Annotated in this window: 16 protein-coding genes and 1 pseudogene; 16 read left to right on the top strand and 1 reads right to left on the bottom strand. The window is 40.5% G+C overall.

What is annotated here, in order from left to right; translation table 11 throughout:
- The first annotated feature begins 14 nt into the window (after positions 1-14).
- Positions 15-1,238, top strand: a complete 1,224-nt coding sequence (locus ACZ42W_RS13930; protein WP_464165951.1) for a M48 family metallopeptidase — start codon at positions 15-17, stop codon at positions 1,236-1,238.
- A gap of 91 nt (positions 1,239-1,329) precedes the next feature.
- On the opposite strand, the gene ACZ42W_RS13925 is transcribed toward ACZ42W_RS13930, so the two are convergent.
- Complete coding sequence (locus tag ACZ42W_RS13925) at positions 1,330-2,934, bottom strand: cell wall-binding repeat-containing protein (RefSeq protein WP_464165950.1); 1,605 nt, start codon at positions 2,932-2,934, stop codon at positions 1,330-1,332.
- A 202-nt stretch (positions 2,935-3,136) separates the two neighbouring features.
- Here ACZ42W_RS13925 and kapD point away from each other — a divergent pair, with 202 nt between their 5' ends.
- From kapD to ACZ42W_RS13850, 15 genes and pseudogenes are all read left to right on the top strand, one after another.
- On the top strand, positions 3,137-3,772 hold the full coding sequence (kapD, locus tag ACZ42W_RS13920; RefSeq protein ID WP_464165949.1) for a 3'-5' exonuclease KapD: 636 nt from the start codon (positions 3,137-3,139) through the stop codon (positions 3,770-3,772).
- Positions 3,773-4,423: 651 nt separating this feature from the next.
- A complete protein-coding gene (locus tag ACZ42W_RS13915) occupies positions 4,424-4,588 on the top strand; it encodes a phage integrase N-terminal SAM-like domain-containing protein (protein WP_464165948.1) in 165 nt (54 codons plus the stop codon).
- A gap of 71 nt (positions 4,589-4,659) precedes the next feature.
- Positions 4,660-4,857, top strand: coding sequence for a tyrosine-type recombinase/integrase (locus ACZ42W_RS13910; RefSeq protein WP_464165947.1), 198 nt, complete (start codon positions 4,660-4,662; stop codon positions 4,855-4,857).
- A gap of 11 nt (positions 4,858-4,868) precedes the next feature.
- Positions 4,869-5,270 (top strand): tyrosine-type recombinase/integrase, encoded by a 402-nt coding sequence (locus ACZ42W_RS13905; RefSeq protein WP_464165946.1) that lies wholly within the window; start codon positions 4,869-4,871, stop codon positions 5,268-5,270.
- Complete coding sequence (locus ACZ42W_RS13900) at positions 5,258-6,433, top strand: IS91 family transposase (protein ID WP_464165945.1); 1,176 nt, start codon at positions 5,258-5,260, stop codon at positions 6,431-6,433. The genes ACZ42W_RS13905 and ACZ42W_RS13900 overlap by 13 nt, the downstream gene beginning before the upstream one ends.
- A 415-nt stretch (positions 6,434-6,848) precedes the next feature.
- Positions 6,849-7,301 (top strand): GNAT family N-acetyltransferase, encoded by a 453-nt coding sequence (locus tag ACZ42W_RS13895; protein WP_464165944.1) that lies wholly within the window; start codon positions 6,849-6,851, stop codon positions 7,299-7,301.
- A gap of 314 nt (positions 7,302-7,615) precedes the next feature.
- The gene (locus ACZ42W_RS13890; RefSeq protein ID WP_464165943.1) at positions 7,616-8,404 is read left to right on the top strand and encodes a CPBP family intramembrane glutamic endopeptidase; all 789 of its coding nucleotides are present in this window, start codon (positions 7,616-7,618) and stop codon (positions 8,402-8,404) included.
- A 193-nt stretch (positions 8,405-8,597) separates the two neighbouring features.
- The gene (locus ACZ42W_RS13885) at positions 8,598-9,026 is read left to right on the top strand and encodes a GNAT family N-acetyltransferase (protein WP_464165942.1); all 429 of its coding nucleotides are present in this window, start codon (positions 8,598-8,600) and stop codon (positions 9,024-9,026) included.
- A gap of 154 nt (positions 9,027-9,180) precedes the next feature.
- Positions 9,181-9,468 (top strand): DUF2442 domain-containing protein, encoded by a 288-nt coding sequence (locus tag ACZ42W_RS13880; RefSeq protein WP_464165941.1) that lies wholly within the window; start codon positions 9,181-9,183, stop codon positions 9,466-9,468.
- A 324-nt stretch (positions 9,469-9,792) separates the two neighbouring features.
- Positions 9,793-11,076: an IS110 family RNA-guided transposase gene (locus ACZ42W_RS13875; RefSeq protein ID WP_464165940.1), complete on the top strand. Its 1,284-nt coding sequence runs from the start codon at positions 9,793-9,795 to the stop codon at positions 11,074-11,076.
- A 455-nt stretch (positions 11,077-11,531) separates the two neighbouring features.
- Positions 11,532-12,464, top strand: a complete 933-nt coding sequence (locus ACZ42W_RS13870; RefSeq protein WP_464171009.1) for a homocysteine S-methyltransferase family protein — start codon at positions 11,532-11,534, stop codon at positions 12,462-12,464.
- A 149-nt stretch (positions 12,465-12,613) separates the two neighbouring features.
- Positions 12,614-12,841, top strand: a pseudogene (locus ACZ42W_RS13865) (TIGR01777 family oxidoreductase); the annotation flags it as partial.
- A gap of 200 nt (positions 12,842-13,041) precedes the next feature.
- Positions 13,042-13,395, top strand: a complete 354-nt coding sequence (locus ACZ42W_RS13860; RefSeq protein ID WP_464165939.1) for a toprim domain-containing protein — start codon at positions 13,042-13,044, stop codon at positions 13,393-13,395.
- Entirely contained in the window at positions 13,376-13,732 is a 357-nt protein-coding gene (locus tag ACZ42W_RS13855; protein WP_464165938.1) for a hypothetical protein, read from the top strand. The genes ACZ42W_RS13860 and ACZ42W_RS13855 overlap by 20 nt, the downstream gene beginning before the upstream one ends.
- Positions 13,733-13,950: 218 nt before the next feature.
- Positions 13,951-15,261, top strand: coding sequence for an aminotransferase class I/II-fold pyridoxal phosphate-dependent enzyme (locus ACZ42W_RS13850; RefSeq protein WP_464165937.1), 1,311 nt, complete (start codon positions 13,951-13,953; stop codon positions 15,259-15,261).
- Positions 15,262-15,324: the final 63 nt, after the last annotated feature.

Below are 15,324 nucleotides of genomic sequence, written 5' to 3'. Positions count from 1 at the left end.
AGGAGGGATGAAATTTGCAGACACGAGCCAATGCGCTATGGATTTTTTTAATTTCCATAGCCCTCCTGTTTAGTTCGCTTTACTTATGGTTCACGCTTTTTCCTGGGCCAGTGAATTCAGAGGCTTTGAGCTTATTTAAAGCGGAAAACATCCAAAGTGGCCGTGCTTATAGCCTAGGGCCGAGATTGACCTATATTTTAGGCTTTTTGTTGCAGGCGGCCTTCCTGACTTGGCTGATTCGATCTGGACGTGCTTGGCAACTTTCTTCGATCTGTGAGCAATGGGCACGGGGAAAAGAAGGTCTGGGAATTTTCGCCTTTTTCTTCGTCATCTGGGCTTCGTTAAATCTAATTAGTCTTCCTTTGAGTTTCTTTAACGGATTTTATTGGCAGCATCTCTGGGGATTTTCGACTCAATCGATGGGGTCCTGGTGGCTAGATTTTTTGAAAGAAGCAGGTTTAGATCTGATTATTAGTGGAGTAGGAGTTCTCCTTTTGTTCGGGGCCTTTAGGATTTGGCCCAGAACGTGGTGGATCATGGGCGCACTGTTCTTTTCTGCATGGCTTATTATTCAAAGTGTGCTTTGGCCGATTGTGATTGCCCCACTCTTTAATCATTTTGAGCCGGTTCAAAATATTGAAGTCACCAGTATGGTTCACGAGCTTGCGGAAAAAGCGGGCTTAGAAATCGATGAAATCCTTGTCATGGATGCAAGTAAGAGGACGACGAAGGCTAATGCTTATTTTGCAGGGTTAGGTCATACCAAGCGGATTGTTCTCTATGATAATCTTTTGAATCAGTATTCCCTCGAAGAAGTCAAAGCGGTTATCGCCCATGAAATGGCTCATTGGCAAAAAGGGCATATCGTCAAAGGCATTCTCTTAGGAATATTGGGTAGCTTTATCGTATGGGGAGGTGCTTACCTTGTTCTGAGATCAGGAATAAAGGGTAATCACTATCCTCCGATGGCTTGGTGCGTTTTTCTGTTATTCATAGTGTTAGCTACCTTTGTGAGCAGTCCGATTCAAAACTCGATTTCGCGGCAGATGGAGATTGAAGCCGATCAGACTTCTGTTCTCCTAACAGGAGATACAACAGCGGCGATAAGCCTGCAGATGAACCTGGCGCTTAGGAATCGTTCCGATTTATCCCCTCCACCTTTTATTGAGTGGTTTATTTACACGCATCCCTCTGCCTTAACCCGAATTGAAAAAATTGATGAAGCCGTTGCCCAATGAACGGTCAAGAACGTTCACTACATTGGCGTTATACGAAAAGGGGAGTGCCGCTATCTACTTAAAAAGTAGTCTTGCAACACTCCCCTCCTTATTATATTCCCTCTTCACTGCGTATGAATTGTAGAACTCCTTGGCTAATTCCATGAGCTGCCTTTTTCCTAAAGGCTTCGTCCGCTAAGAGTTTTTCTTCGGTTGGATTGGAAATGAAAGCGACCTCTACGAGAACCGCAGGCATGGTGTTGTTTCTTAATACATAGAGACGAGAGTCTTTTACTCCGAGGTCTTGTGTACCGATTTCCCGAGTCAATTGGGATTGGATGAGTTGGGCTAATTTGTAACTTGAAGCACTCGGATTTTCTGAAGAATAAAACGTAGACGTACCATGAGCCGTTTGCCAAGAGTCGTTGTGAATACTGATAAATAGATCGGCATTGTTCTCATTGGCGATATCCACGCGCTTTTGTAGATCAGCTTTTTCTGTATACTCAGCACCTGAAGCATAGGCAGGGGAGTTATCATTGGTGCGGCTTAATATGACCTTGGCACCGGCTGTCTTTAGCTCTTCGGCTAGAAATTGGGCAATAGCAAGGTTATTATCTTTTTCTAACGTTCCAGTGGGTCCTTTGGCTCCTGGATCGGGTGAACCGTGGCCAGGATCGACGACGACGGTCTTCCCAATAAGCAAAACCTGAGTGAAGTCTTTTCCCTCGAGTCTGGCCTGAATCTTGCCTGAAACAACTCCAGTCCCACCTAGAATAAAGACTTTCAGGTTAGAAATTTTTTGTGGATCAAAAATTGGGACGATAGACGCGGGTAAATCGTAACGGGTCGTAATGAGAAGTGCCGACTTGTTTTTTGCGGCTAATACAGTTCCTACCATTGCATCAGGATATTGTTCACCCGAGGCCAGATAGAGCTGATTTGAGGTGTAGGAGTTTTTAGCATAGGCATAGAGCTGAGCATCGGTTTCATAGCGGTCTTTACCACCCAAGCGAACGCTTACAGGGATATTTTGCTCTTGGAGAAGCTTGTCTGGAACGACACCCTGCCCACCGACGACAATAACCTGCGATGGTTTTTTATCCTTATAATAGTCAGAGACTTTCTTCGGGAAATCCGGGTTCGACATGAGTAGAATCGGAATTTGTTCGATTCCTGCATAGGATGCAGCAGAAAGTGCATCTGGGAAATCGTCCCCATTCACTAGAATCATGGAGTCACTGGTTACCTTCTGAGCGATGAGGGCAGAAGTCTCATAGCGATCGGCTCCACCGATTCGTTCCCAAGAATAGTTAAGAGCGGTTAGTTCTTTTTCAATCGAAGCTGTTAACCTACCCTTTCCACCGAGCAGAATAATTTTCTTGGCCTTCAGGCGCTTCAGTTCCTCGAGGACCCGTGGATCAAGTGTGTATCCAGAAGTAAGAAGGACAGGAGCATCCAGTTGAACGGCGTAAGGAGTAGCCGAAATTGCATCGGCATAATTCGTTAATTCGTTGAGAACTACAGTGTCCGAAGTTGTCCATCCTTGATGGGAAACGGCTATGGAAGTTGCGACACGATCCTTGCCATATAGCCTTTCCGTAGGGGCACTAGAAACTCCTGAGGTTGTTTCTATGCCTAGAACGGGTGCTACTGGATAGAGATTCAAAAAGAGAAAGGCTGCGAGAACTAGGTATGAAATCCGATTTCTCAGCATAGAGTACCTCCTTTGACCCAAATACTTGTACATTATGAGTGCTTGTCGATTATAACATAGTTTGAATTGGAGAATCATTGAGAAGTTTTGGTTAAATGGAAAATGTTCTTTGAGTTTTGTTTCAATTGAACAAAACTTGATTTATACTAGAAATAGAGAATTGACATAAGTAGGAATTGTCAAATAGGATGGGGGAAAAGGAATGAACTTCCTGGTCGTCGATTTCGAGTTTTCAGTCCCGAGGAGTTATGGAAAACCGAGGGCCTGGTTTCAAGAAATTATCGAAGTTGGGGCAATCCTTATGGATGAAAACGGAAATTTATCGGATAAAACCTATAGTGCTTTTGTAAAACCGCGCTTTTGGCCCCGCTTAGCGGAGGAAAGCTATGCGATCACGGGAATTCGACAGGAGGATGTCGATCAGGGGATAACCCTTGAAGAAGCGATCACGCATCTTCAAACCTTGGCTCCAGAGCGAGATACTTGGCTCGTCGCCTGGGGAGATGCTGATCGAAAGGTATTGGGAAGTTGCTGCGAAAAGTATGGTTTGGAGTACCCCTTTATCTATGAGAACTATGTCGATCTTGCCGAAGATTATAAATCGTTTCGTTCCTTAGACAGGAGAGCCTCTTTAAAAAGGGCAATTGAGGAGAATGCTATCGAACAGATTGGAATTCTTCACTCAGCTCTGGATGATGCCATCAACGCAGCTCAAGTCATGGCAAAAATGATGTCAGAAGGTTGGAGCGCTGAAACGGCAGAACAGAAAAAACCAGACACCACGAAGAAGGTTGCAGCGGGCTTGACGCAAGATAAAGATTCCAATCTGGTTGGATAAGTCATTAGCTTTTAGCATGAATCAGCAGATTTTTTTGTAGCATCTGCTGATTTTGCTTTATCCCGCTCGTTTCTGGTCAAGTTAGAAAATAGCAAAGAATTAGCACTTCCATAAGGGTTAGTATCAATAAGCAAGAGGTAAATGAACCGATTTCTGTAATTTAATGTATAATAAGAAATATTAGACATACGCTCATGGACGGGTTTTCTTGTGGAAGCTACTTGGCATTTGTAGGAAATTGTGAAGCACTTAAACGATAACTAATACTTTATCTTTACTCATTAATGCCTTGAGAATTTATATTAAAAAAGAACTTCTAATACATAATCTTCTTATTTCCGCTGTAGCAGGAAACTGCTGATGGTGAAGAAATGTAGAAAACTTCGAAGTAAGGAGTCTAGTATTCAAGCTAGACGATGAGTAATTTGGACCAAGACGCTAAGTCGCCTAAATGTAAAGTAGACGAACTTATTACGGGAATCCTATAACTATTGGAGTTTAGACGAATAAACATTACGGGAATCCCACGTTGAACAAAACCGCTATCGCGGTGGCTCTTTTAGAAGGGTCTTTTTTAGTTTTCGGAACTAATTGGGCTATATCCATCTCCTTTAGGTAAGAATACCCAAAAACCTGTAAAGGAGATTAAGTATGAGCGAATTAAGAACTAAGATGAAAACGGATATGGAGCTTAAGGGCTATAGTCCAAATACTCTAAGTTCCTACATCAAAAGAGTCGAGGGGTTTGCTAACCACTTTGGAAAATACCCATATGACTTGGGTGAAAGTGAGATAAAAAAATTCTACATTATTTAGTATCTCTACAAAGAAGCGATTCCTACATAAACGGTGCTTATAGCGCTTTAAAGTTTTTATACCAGGTTACTTTGCAGAGAAGTTGGAACAATCTCACGATACCGAGAACAAAGAAGAGTAAAAAACTTCCGGAGGTACTCGCTACTTCAGAGATTAAAGCCATTCTAAAAGCCACCACAAATATTAAGCATCGTACCATGTTAATGACTATTTATGCAGCAGGGCTACGAGTGAGTGAAGCTGCTAATCTGAGAGTCAATGATATATAGATAGCAAACGTATGCAAATTAGAATAAGACAAGGGAAAGGTAAAAAAGACCGATATACGATCTTATCTGAAGTCAATCTATCCCTTTTAAGAACATACTGGAAGCAGTGCCGACCTAAAACTTGGCTTTTCCCTAGTACCATGTCGGATAAGCCTATTACAACTCGAACGATTCAAAAGGTATTTCAAACGAGTAAAGAAAAGGCTCAGATCACAAAGAATGTTTCGGTACATTCATTGAGGCATAGTTTTGCTACGCATTTACTAGAAGCTGGTACGGATATTTACTATATCCAAAGGCTAATGGGTCATAATTCAACCAAAACAACCTCTATGTATATTCACCTAAAACAAGAAACCCTGCTTAAGATAAAAAGTCCACTTGATGGTTGGAGTTCCAAATGGCAGAGGTAGCCGATATATTTAGAGAGTTTGGACCCAACTACCGTAAGTACCACAAACTAACGAAACATATGCATAAAGTCATGAATGCTATTGAACGTTGTCGGACATCTGCACTAGGTGGTCATATTGATGAATGCGACCAGTGTGGACACATTAAAATCTCATATAACTCATGCCGCAATAGACATTGCCCAAAATGCCAGGGGTTGGTACGGGAGAAATGGCTATTAGCCAGAGGAAATGATTTACTACCCGTTGGATACTTTCATATTGTCTTTACGATACCAGACGATTTGAATGCGTTTGCCTTAAGGAATCAGCAACAAATCTATACGCTTTTGTTTAAGGCATCCTCAGAAACATTAACCGAATTAGGAAAGGACCCTAAATATTTAGGGGCAGAAATCGGGCATATATCTATACTTCATACCTGGGGACAAAACTTGATGGATCACCCCCATGTACATAGCATTGTGCCAGCCGGTGGATTGTCCTTAGACGGAGAAAGGTGGATTCACTCACGAAAGAATTTTTTCATTCCTATTAAAGTCATTTCAAGGGTTTACCGCGGAAAGTTCATGGCGTACCTTAAAGAAGCTTGCCAAAAAGGAGAGATAAAGTTTCCGGGTCAACTTCGAAGATTTGGAGACTCTGAGGAATTGAAAATTTTAATTGACACTCTTTACAAAAAGGAATGGATTGTTTATTGTAAAGAACCGTTTAGTAACCCTATGAGAGTTATGGAATATCTAGGCCGATATACTCATCGAGTTGCAATATCCAATGATAGAATTCTAAATCTCCAGAATGGACGTGTTAGCTTTAAATGGAAAGACTATGCCGACCATAACAAACATAAAATTATGGAGCTTGACGGAGAAGAATTTATCCGTAGGTTTCTACTCCATGTATTACCCCTTAAATTTGTAAAGATTAGGCATTATGGGATTCTTAGTAATCGAAGTAGAAAGACAAAACTAACAAGGTGTCAGGACATATTCGGGATTAAAAGGGAGTACCAAGAAACGATAAAGCAAACTTGGGAAGAGTTAATTTTACAGATCAAAGGAATAGATATTCGAGCATGTCCGGTGTGCAATGCCGGCCAAATGATTAGGAGAGAACTCATCGTACCCAAGGCTTATTCTCCGCCAGCTAACTTTGTAGCTTAACTTGACAGTTTACTGGGATAGGTCTGTCCTTTTTTAAAGAATATGAGTCAAAAACAGGTATTTGGCCTATTCAAAGCGAAGTATTCTACAGATTCTTCCAAGTTGCGTGGATATAATGGCAGTTTTTGAACGTTGAAGAATCAATTCGATCTATCTTCATGGGGGTCTCCAAGATCGAATCCCCATAGAACGCTGGGCGGCATCGTTCAACAATAGTGTATCTGAAATTGAGGATGAGGAAAGATTATGGAATTTAGGAAATCTTGCTCAACTTCAGATACACTACTAAGACGTTCTACGACATATCGTGCGAAAGGCGCGCCATCCTTGGCGCGGACGAAAAGAATTTGCAGTATTTCTTCGCAGTAGTAGGATATGACAAATTAAGTTATTAACATTTATGGAGGTAAATAAAATGAGTTTAGAAATACTAAAAACGGATAGTAAGAATACTGATTTTATGAAACTTATAAAATTATTAGATGATGACCTTAATGAACGATATGGAGAGTTGCAAGAGCAATATAAGAAACATAACAAAGTTGATTATATAAATGATGTGGTAATTATTTATAAAGATAAAGTTCCTGTTGCATGTGGAGCATTTAAGGAACACAATATTAACACTATAGAACTTAAACGAATATTTGTAATAAAAGAGAATAGACGACAAGGATTATCAAAATTAATAATTAGCAAATTAGAAGAATTAGGAAAAAGTACAGGATATAAATATGCTTTGTTGGAAACGGGAATAAAACAACATGAAGCAATTACTCTATATAAAAATACTGGATATGGCGTAATAGAAAATTATGAACCATATATAGGAAATATAAATAGTGTATGTATGAAAAAGAATTTATAATAATTAGTATTTTACCTGCTTATATGTTGTGATTGTTACGCATCTTTCTTATTTTGCGCAGTAGATTGTATTCCGGGTGAATTCAAGGCAGCGCCGTCCATGGCGCTGCCTGAGTCTGGGGGCACGATACGTCGTAGAACAGCGTATTCCTAAAATCTGAGAAAATATGAACGTAGTAACCAGACTTCGGGAATACGCGAAACGTTATCCGAAACCGTACGCAAAAAGCCGCGCGTCCATGCGCGGGTTAAAGTGTAAATATACGCCGCTAATTTGCTCAGTCCTTACTGCTGGTACCGTAAGGGGGAGAGATAATGGTTAATAGTAGCACTTTATTTGAATCAGCAGGTTTGCTATTGGTTTATTTTGTTTTAGGTGTAGTTGTGAGTCTTTTATCTAGAGTTATGAAAGTTAAATATAAAGGCTTTGAGCTTTCGTATCCTAAACAAAGTGCATTATATGCACTAGGCGCAGTAATAATCAGTTCCTGTATGATCACAGGATTAATGTTATCAATTAGTACACAAAATGCTTCGGAAAGTGATTTAAGTACTACTAGTTATACTCTGAATAAAGTAATAAACATCATGATTACTTGGTTGATTATGCTATCTCCAGTATTTATTATTAAAAGAATTAGAAAGGAAACATGGAGAAGCTGTGGTATATCAAAGCATAACTTAAAACAGTCGTTATGGATAGGTACTATTTTGGCCGTACTTATTATTGCCATTGTCTTATTATTTGGTTTAAATAATCTTGCAGATGTCGGGCAGAAATTAACTATTAGTGCTTTCTGGGCATTGCTTTACTATGCAATAGCAGGTTTTTCTGAAGAATTCATGTATAGGGGATTCTTACAGGTTCGCTTAATGGGATGGATCGGAAAATGGCAAGGATGGGTTTTAACTTCAATTTTGATGGCTCTCATTCACATCCCACAGCGAATTGCATTGGGACTATCTCCTCTAGAAGCGCTAATAAGTTCAGTTTCTCTTATACCAATTAGCTTAATTACGGGATATATAATGATTAAAACGGAAAATATTGTCGCACCTGGAATATCCCATACTTTTGCAAATTGGGTAAATGTACTAATGTGAAATCTTATTGGCTGTTTATTCAAGGGGCCGCCGTCCGTGGCGGCCGCTAAATCTGGGGGCATACGGCTTCGGATAACACCGAATTCCCGACACTAGAGGATTATGCAAGCGGGTTGGGACGCGTCGGGAATTCACAGAACGTTAGACGAAACGGCTGAAGTATTTATTAAATAGTGGTTTGTGAGGTCAATATATGAGTGATCTACCGGAGTTAAGAGGGAATAAGTGGTATGAGAAAATATTGTCTCATCCATGCAAGTGGGTTATAGAGTATGATGGATACTGCATTGGCGAAGTCGGTTTAACTCCATATAACCAAGATAACAAAGCAAGGTACTCAATCGGAATATTTGACACTACTAAATATGGGTTGGGAATAGGAACGGAAGTTACAAAGCTGGTACTTGATTATGGATTCAATATATTGAGATATCATAAGGTGTATTTACGAGTTTTGGAGTATAACAAAAGAGCAATTAGATGTTACGAAAAATGTGGATTTGTTATAGAGGGTATTGACAGAGAAGGTGCAGTCGTTGAGGGGAACTATGAAACTGATATTTATATGGGCACTCTAGAGGATGATTATCGAAAGTTCACGGTAAGACAATTTCAGTTTTAAGTAGCTCACCGCCGCATCGTCTAACACAGAGTTCCCACTAGTGCTTGCGTGGTGTGAAATTCATAAAGATGAGTTGATAGTAAATTGGGAGAATGGTGAAGGAAATAATCAATTTATGAAGATAAATCCTTTGATTTAAAGGGAGGTGCCATGTATGTTTCATAAAGTTGTCCAGGTAATGCCAACAGATGATCATAAAGTATATATTTATTTTGCGGATGGGAAGATTAAGTTATATGATGCTTCGGAGCTTATTCAGAAGGGTGTCTTTCAGCAGCTCCAAAACATTGATGTATTTAAGAATTCATGCACTGTATTAAATGATACATTGGCATGGGATTTATCGGGAAAGTTTGACCCGAATAATTGCTTAGACTTAGACCCAGAAGAACTCTATAATTCTTGCCCAGAGGTTGAGGAACCTAAAGAGAATATTATATAGCAACATGAGGCTGACAGATATAGTTTGCCTTTCATTTTTATTGCAGAATTTGGGGAGTTTCCGACTTCCGATAACACAGAATTCCCCGCAACTAGAGGATGATGTATGTGATTGGGACGCTGCGGGAATTCCTGAACGTTATCCGAAACCGTACGCAAAGGCCGCGGCGTCCATGCGCGGATCACGGAATTTGGTAGTGCGCACTTGTAGCATTCCTGTAAGAAACAAAAATGAACTTTGAAAAAAAGATGACCTCACGTTAAACTTTGAGAGGACGGACTGTTGGCCAACAGATCCAATCAAAAAATAACGGAGGTCATCCAGGTGAATTTTACACAAAATGAGAAACTAAATCAACTATCTGAAAATAGTATCGTCATCGGCGTGGACATAGCCAGCGAACTTCATTATGCCAGAGCTTTCGACTGGCGAGGAGTAGAGTTAGGCAAAGTCTTCAAGTTTACAAACAGTGCAGAGGGATTCAAGGACTTCAATGCTTGGATTGAACGGCTAAAAAAGAAGACACGAAAGGACTTCATATTGGTAGGTGCAGAGCCAACCGGCCATTACTGGTTTGGTCTAGCATCATACCTAAAAGAACAAAGCATCAAACTAGTCCTGGTAAACCCATTCCACGTAAAGCGTAGTAAAGAACTTGATGACAATCACCCGAGTAAAACTGATGCCAAAGATCCCAAAACTATCGCAAAGCTGGTAATTGAGGGTAGATACAATGAGCCTTACATTCCGGAAGGGGTATTCGCAGAACTGCGAATAGCGACGGCTTGCAGAATGCGTATACAAAAAGACATGAACAGCATAAAAAATCGCATTCAGCGGTGGCTTAAAATATACTTTCCCGAGCATGAAACGGTGTTTGGAAAGTTTGATACCACAAGTAGCATGCTGGTACTACAAGAAGCCCCGCTACCCAGCGATATTGAAAAACTTGGAGCAGAAGGAATAAACCGAATTTGGAGAGACAACAAACTGAGGGCAGTGGGTATGAAAAGGGCTAAGAGCCTGTATGAAGCTGCTCAAGAGAGTATTGGCTGCACCGAAGGAGAGTCTTGTTCCCGAATGGAAATCAAGCTATTACTCCAAGACTATCACAATAAAGCGGCACAATATCAATCTGTCACAGAGGTCATCGATGAGTTGTGCAGGCAAATACCAGAAGTAGCAAAGCTGCTTGAAATTAAAGGTGTGGGTCTTGTTACAGTCGCTGGATTTCTCTCTGAGGTTGGAGACATTAGACGCTTTAATTCTCCAAAGCAGATCCAAAAACTTGCAGGCTTAGCCTTGCGAGAAAGTAGCTCGGGCAAGCACAAAGGACAGACCACGATCAGCAAACGGGGGCGAGCGCGACTGCGGGCAATTCTATTTCAAGCGGTGATGCCCCTAGTCGCTAACAACACAGAGTTTGCAGAGATACACAACTATTACACGACCAGGAAAAAGAATCCTCTAAAGAAGAAACAATCGCTAATCGCCTTAAGCTGTAAACTGATTCGGGTATTCTATGCAATATTAACGAAAGGCATAGACTACGACCCGCAAAAACTAATTAATGACATTCATCGTCCCGTTGAGTATTTAGCAGCATAACAGAAAACGCAAAAGTAAACAGTTCTGTTGGTAGGCGTCACCACAGAATGTACTCAGATCATAATCTAGCAAGACAAAAGAGCTGGTAGTCAGTCAACATATTATCCATTAGAGCAAAGACTCGGTCTTGTAGCATTACTGACACCCAATCATGGATAGGTGGAACGAAGGAATTTAGGGCAGATGTAATAATCTTGACCCTGTTAGACATGGGAGGTTTACCACCGTGAGTATAGTGGGTTTACAACGGCCAACATATAAAAAACAGCAGACGTTGGCTTTGCCATACTCAGTTTCTCTGAATTATGCATTCTATGCGAATTCTATCCATGGTGAGTTATTTTGGCAAGTTAGAAATTCTATGAAAACAAGAGAAAACTGAAGAAAATCACAAGATATTATAGGGAGGATTATGCGTCATAAGTAAGTTAAGGAGATAGACTATGGAAAATAAAATGGATTTTGAAAGTTGCTATAACAGTTCTCCGATTATTTTGATGGAAGGTGCATTGGGAGAACGTTTAAAAAGAGAATATGATATTCCTTATGATGAAATTGTTGCTCTTGCTGGTCATATTAACAATGAAAAATCTAAGCAAGCACTCAAAGAGTTATTTGGTCAATATATAAAAATATCAACGCAGTATAATTTCCCTATTATGATAACAACACCCACTCGAAGAGCAAATAAAGAACGTGTTTCACAATCTAAATTTAATAAGAATATTATTTATGACAACGTTTCATTCTTGCATGAAATAAAGAATAACTTTCTTTCTGAAGTATATATTGGTGGGCTTATGGGGTGTAAAGGCGATGCTTATAAAGCTGATGAAGTTTTATCTGAAAACGAAGCATTTGAATTTCATTCTTGGCAAGCTGGTTTGTTTGCGGAGGCTAAAGCGGATTTTTTATATGCAGGTATTATGCCCGCTTTATCTGAAGCTATAGGTATGGCAAGAGCAATGGAAAATACAGGTTTACCCTATATTATTAGCTTTATGATAAGAGAAGATGGCAAATTAATAGATGGTACAACAATTCATGAAGCTATAGTGACAATTGATAGTTCAACAAATAGAAAGCCTCTCTGCTTTATGACTAATTGTGTTCATCCGACGGTTGTTTTTAAAGCATTATCGCAAATCTATAATAAAACAACTATTGTTGAAGAAAGATTTAAGGGAATTCAAGCGAATACTTCTTCTTTATCACCAGAATTATTGGATATTAGTCTTGAGTTAAAAACTTCAGATGCATATAGTTTTGCAACGGGTATGCTAGAGTTATATAAAAACTTTAATATCAAAATCTTTGGGGGGTGCTGTGGTACTGATAATACGCACATGAATGAAACTGCGAGAAAGCTAAAAAGGGCTATTTCGTAATAAGCTTAGGTATTAAATAATGAACATATTTAGCATAATGCACAGTTGATTTAGCAGTCCAATTATTCTTATATTCTACTATGTGATTATTGCGTGATTGTTTAAGGCAGCGCCATCCGGGCGCTGTCTCAGTCTGTGGGCACGATGCAACGAGAAATCCTCAAAAAACTGCCAACCGCTTAGGAAATGAAATTCAAGTAATAGAATGGGACAATCTTTCCCCTATATCTTCGATTAGAAAACTGGAGCAAATTGACGTAGTAATAAACCTAGCAGGTGAATCGATCGGTAATCGTCGATGGACCAGTTCAGTAAAAGAGGAGATTATAGCAAGTAGGATTAGAACAACTGATGCGATTGTTACTGCTATTAATAATGCGCATAATTCGGCAAGCGCAATACGCATAATTCAACAAGCGTTCGCAAAGGCTAAAATTAGCATATCAGAAAGTATACTATCAGGGTGCATAAGGGTAACTATGCTGTCGCCTGAGTCATTGGCTAAATCGTGCGAAAAACTTAATGGACCTTTTAGGCTCCAGCCAAGTTTACTGTAAAAAGATTAGGGATGTGAATTATGTCGAAGGTGATTATCGTTGAAGGGAAAACAGATAAAGAACGACTTAAGGAAATTTTGGATGAACCCGTTGAAATATTATGTAGCTATGGGACGATGAGTTATGAGAAGCTGGAAGAATGGGCGACCCAGCTTGAAGAGGCTGAAATCTACCTACTCGTCGATGCAGATGATTCCGGCGAAAAAATCCGTAAATTGCTCAATCAAGAACTCCCTAATGTTCACCATCTCTATACGCATCGTATGTACCGCGAAGTGGCAACTACTCCCTTAGATGTCTTAACGGGGATTTTGGAACATGCTCATTTTGAAGTAAAAATAGGGGGGCCTGAAGATGGCTACGAATCTTATTAATCCGGTCACGAAATTTCTTGAAATCGACCAACTTGCTCGATCCGGAGATGAATACTATCAGAATCGAACGGGATATGAAGTGATCGTCGCCAATGAAAAGTATGCCTTAATCCCTATAGCTACGGAAGAAACCGCCCAAATAGGGGAAGAAGTTCAAGTGGATTCCATGGGAATCATGACACGAGGTCAAGTCGTCCGAGTGTTATCAGGCTTTCAAGAAGAGTATACAGAGCAGATTTTACTTGAAGAGACAACGCAGGGAATCCAAGTCCTCGAACGTCACTATGATGGACAGAGCGGTCTACAAGAAAAGCAGATGTCAAGACCTCTTTCTTAAAATTAACAGACGGTTGCTTATTCAGCGGCCGTTTTTGTATTAATCATGTATTCTATATACTCACAAATTTAGGGGAGGAACTTAGAATTTTATCTCGAATAAATTATAGCGAATATTGTAGTAAAAAAATCATTTTTTCAGGAGAAAACAATGAGTTTATTCTCTGAATACCCTATAATATATATGGATTTGATGCAATTCGAAAGGAAGATAGCTTAATGCATGAAATAGCGCAAGAGTTAAAGGGTCAGATTCTAAAAGAGAGCCCATATGTTTATGAATTACTGTCCGACCTAGGCAAGGAGATATATTTTCCCAAAGGTATTCTCACTCAAACCGATGAAGCCAAACAGAAAGCCCATCGCTTTAATGCGACTATAGGAATGGCAACGGAGCAAGGTCACCCCATGTACTTATCTGTGATTCAGGATACGTTGGCTGCCTATGATCCGAAGGATATTTATACATATGCCCCTCCAGCTGGAAAGCCGGAATTAAGGAAGGCCTGGCGTGAAAAAATGCTGGTAGAAAATCCATCTCTAGATGGGAAAACCTTCAGTCAGCCTATCGTCACAAATGCCTTGACCCATGGCTTAAGTGTCGTCGCGGATCTCTTCTTAAATCCTCAGGACACCCTGGTCCTTCCCGATAAGATGTGGGGTAACTATAACCTGATCTTTGGTATCCGTCGAGCTTCGAAAATCCGAACCTTCTCCTTCTTTACCGAGGGGGGGCACTTCAATACTGAGGGAATGAAGGAAGCACTCCTCGCTCAGAAGGAGCAGGGTAAGGCAGTCTTGCTGCTTAACTTTCCGAACAACCCTACGGGATATACCCCCGTGGAAGAAGAAGCCCAGGCTATCGTAGAGGCACTCAAGGAGGTCGCTGATCAGGGAATTAATCTTGCGGTCGTCACAGATGATGCCTACTTTGGACTCTTCTATGAAGATTCTATTAAAGAATCACTCTTTGGCCGGATTGCAAATCTTCACCCTAGGATTTTGGCGATTAAGGTGGATGGCCCTACAAAAGAGGAATATGTCTGGGGTTTCCGCGTAGGATTCATTACGTTTGCCGATGCGAGCGAAGCTGTGTGCAAAGCTTTAGAAAATAAAGCGATGGGCATTATCCGCGGAACAATCTCTAACTCTTCTCATCCTGCTCAGACCTTTGTGCTCCATGCCCTTCAATCTCCTGATTTTAAGGAGCAAAAAGAGGAAAAGTACAGGATCCTGGAAGGAAGAGCCTTGAAGGTCAAGGAAATCCTTAATAACGATACATTCCAAGAGGCGTGGGATTACTATCCTTTTAATTCGGGATATTTCATGTGTATGAAGCTGAAAAAAGTAAAGGCTGAAGTGCTACGGAACCACCTCTTAGATCAGTATGGGGTAGGGATTATTGCCCTGGGAGAAAGCGATGTGCGTGTTGCGTTTTCCTGTGTAGAAGAGCAAGATCTTGAAGAGTTGTTCAACCTCATCTACCAAGGAGTAAAGGATTTAACCGAGTTCACTAAAACGGGAGCATAAAAGTTGAGTGAGATTAAACAGCGAGTATCCGTTCGGACCTTAGTTGAGTTCGTGTTAAGGCAG

It is taken from the genome of Desulfitobacterium elongatum (genome assembly GCF_055378975.1).
This window is presented reverse-complemented; position numbering and strand designations above follow the sequence as displayed.

Coding starts and splice junctions, on each gene's coding strand:
- ACZ42W_RS13880 (WP_464165941.1), top strand. CDS start 9,181: ATGTTTCATAAAGTTGTCCAGGTAATGCCAACAGATGATCATAAAGTA.
- ACZ42W_RS13915 (WP_464165948.1), top strand. CDS start 4,424: ATGAGCGAATTAAGAACTAAGATGAAAACGGATATGGAGCTTAAGGGC.
- ACZ42W_RS13885 (WP_464165942.1), top strand. CDS start 8,598: ATGAGTGATCTACCGGAGTTAAGAGGGAATAAGTGGTATGAGAAAATA.
- ACZ42W_RS13870 (WP_464171009.1), top strand. CDS start 11,532: ATGGATTTTGAAAGTTGCTATAACAGTTCTCCGATTATTTTGATGGAA.
- ACZ42W_RS13905 (WP_464165946.1), top strand. CDS start 4,869: ATGCAAATTAGAATAAGACAAGGGAAAGGTAAAAAAGACCGATATACG.
- ACZ42W_RS13890 (WP_464165943.1), top strand. CDS start 7,616: ATGGTTAATAGTAGCACTTTATTTGAATCAGCAGGTTTGCTATTGGTT.
- kapD (WP_464165949.1), top strand. CDS start 3,137: ATGAACTTCCTGGTCGTCGATTTCGAGTTTTCAGTCCCGAGGAGTTAT.
- ACZ42W_RS13850 (WP_464165937.1), top strand. CDS start 13,951: ATGCATGAAATAGCGCAAGAGTTAAAGGGTCAGATTCTAAAAGAGAGC.
- ACZ42W_RS13925 (WP_464165950.1), bottom strand. CDS start 2,934: ATGCTGAGAAATCGGATTTCATACCTAGTTCTCGCAGCCTTTCTCTTT.
- ACZ42W_RS13900 (WP_464165945.1), top strand. CDS start 5,258: ATGGCAGAGGTAGCCGATATATTTAGAGAGTTTGGACCCAACTACCGT.
- ACZ42W_RS13855 (WP_464165938.1), top strand. CDS start 13,376: ATGGCTACGAATCTTATTAATCCGGTCACGAAATTTCTTGAAATCGAC.
- ACZ42W_RS13895 (WP_464165944.1), top strand. CDS start 6,849: ATGAGTTTAGAAATACTAAAAACGGATAGTAAGAATACTGATTTTATG.
- ACZ42W_RS13860 (WP_464165939.1), top strand. CDS start 13,042: ATGTCGAAGGTGATTATCGTTGAAGGGAAAACAGATAAAGAACGACTT.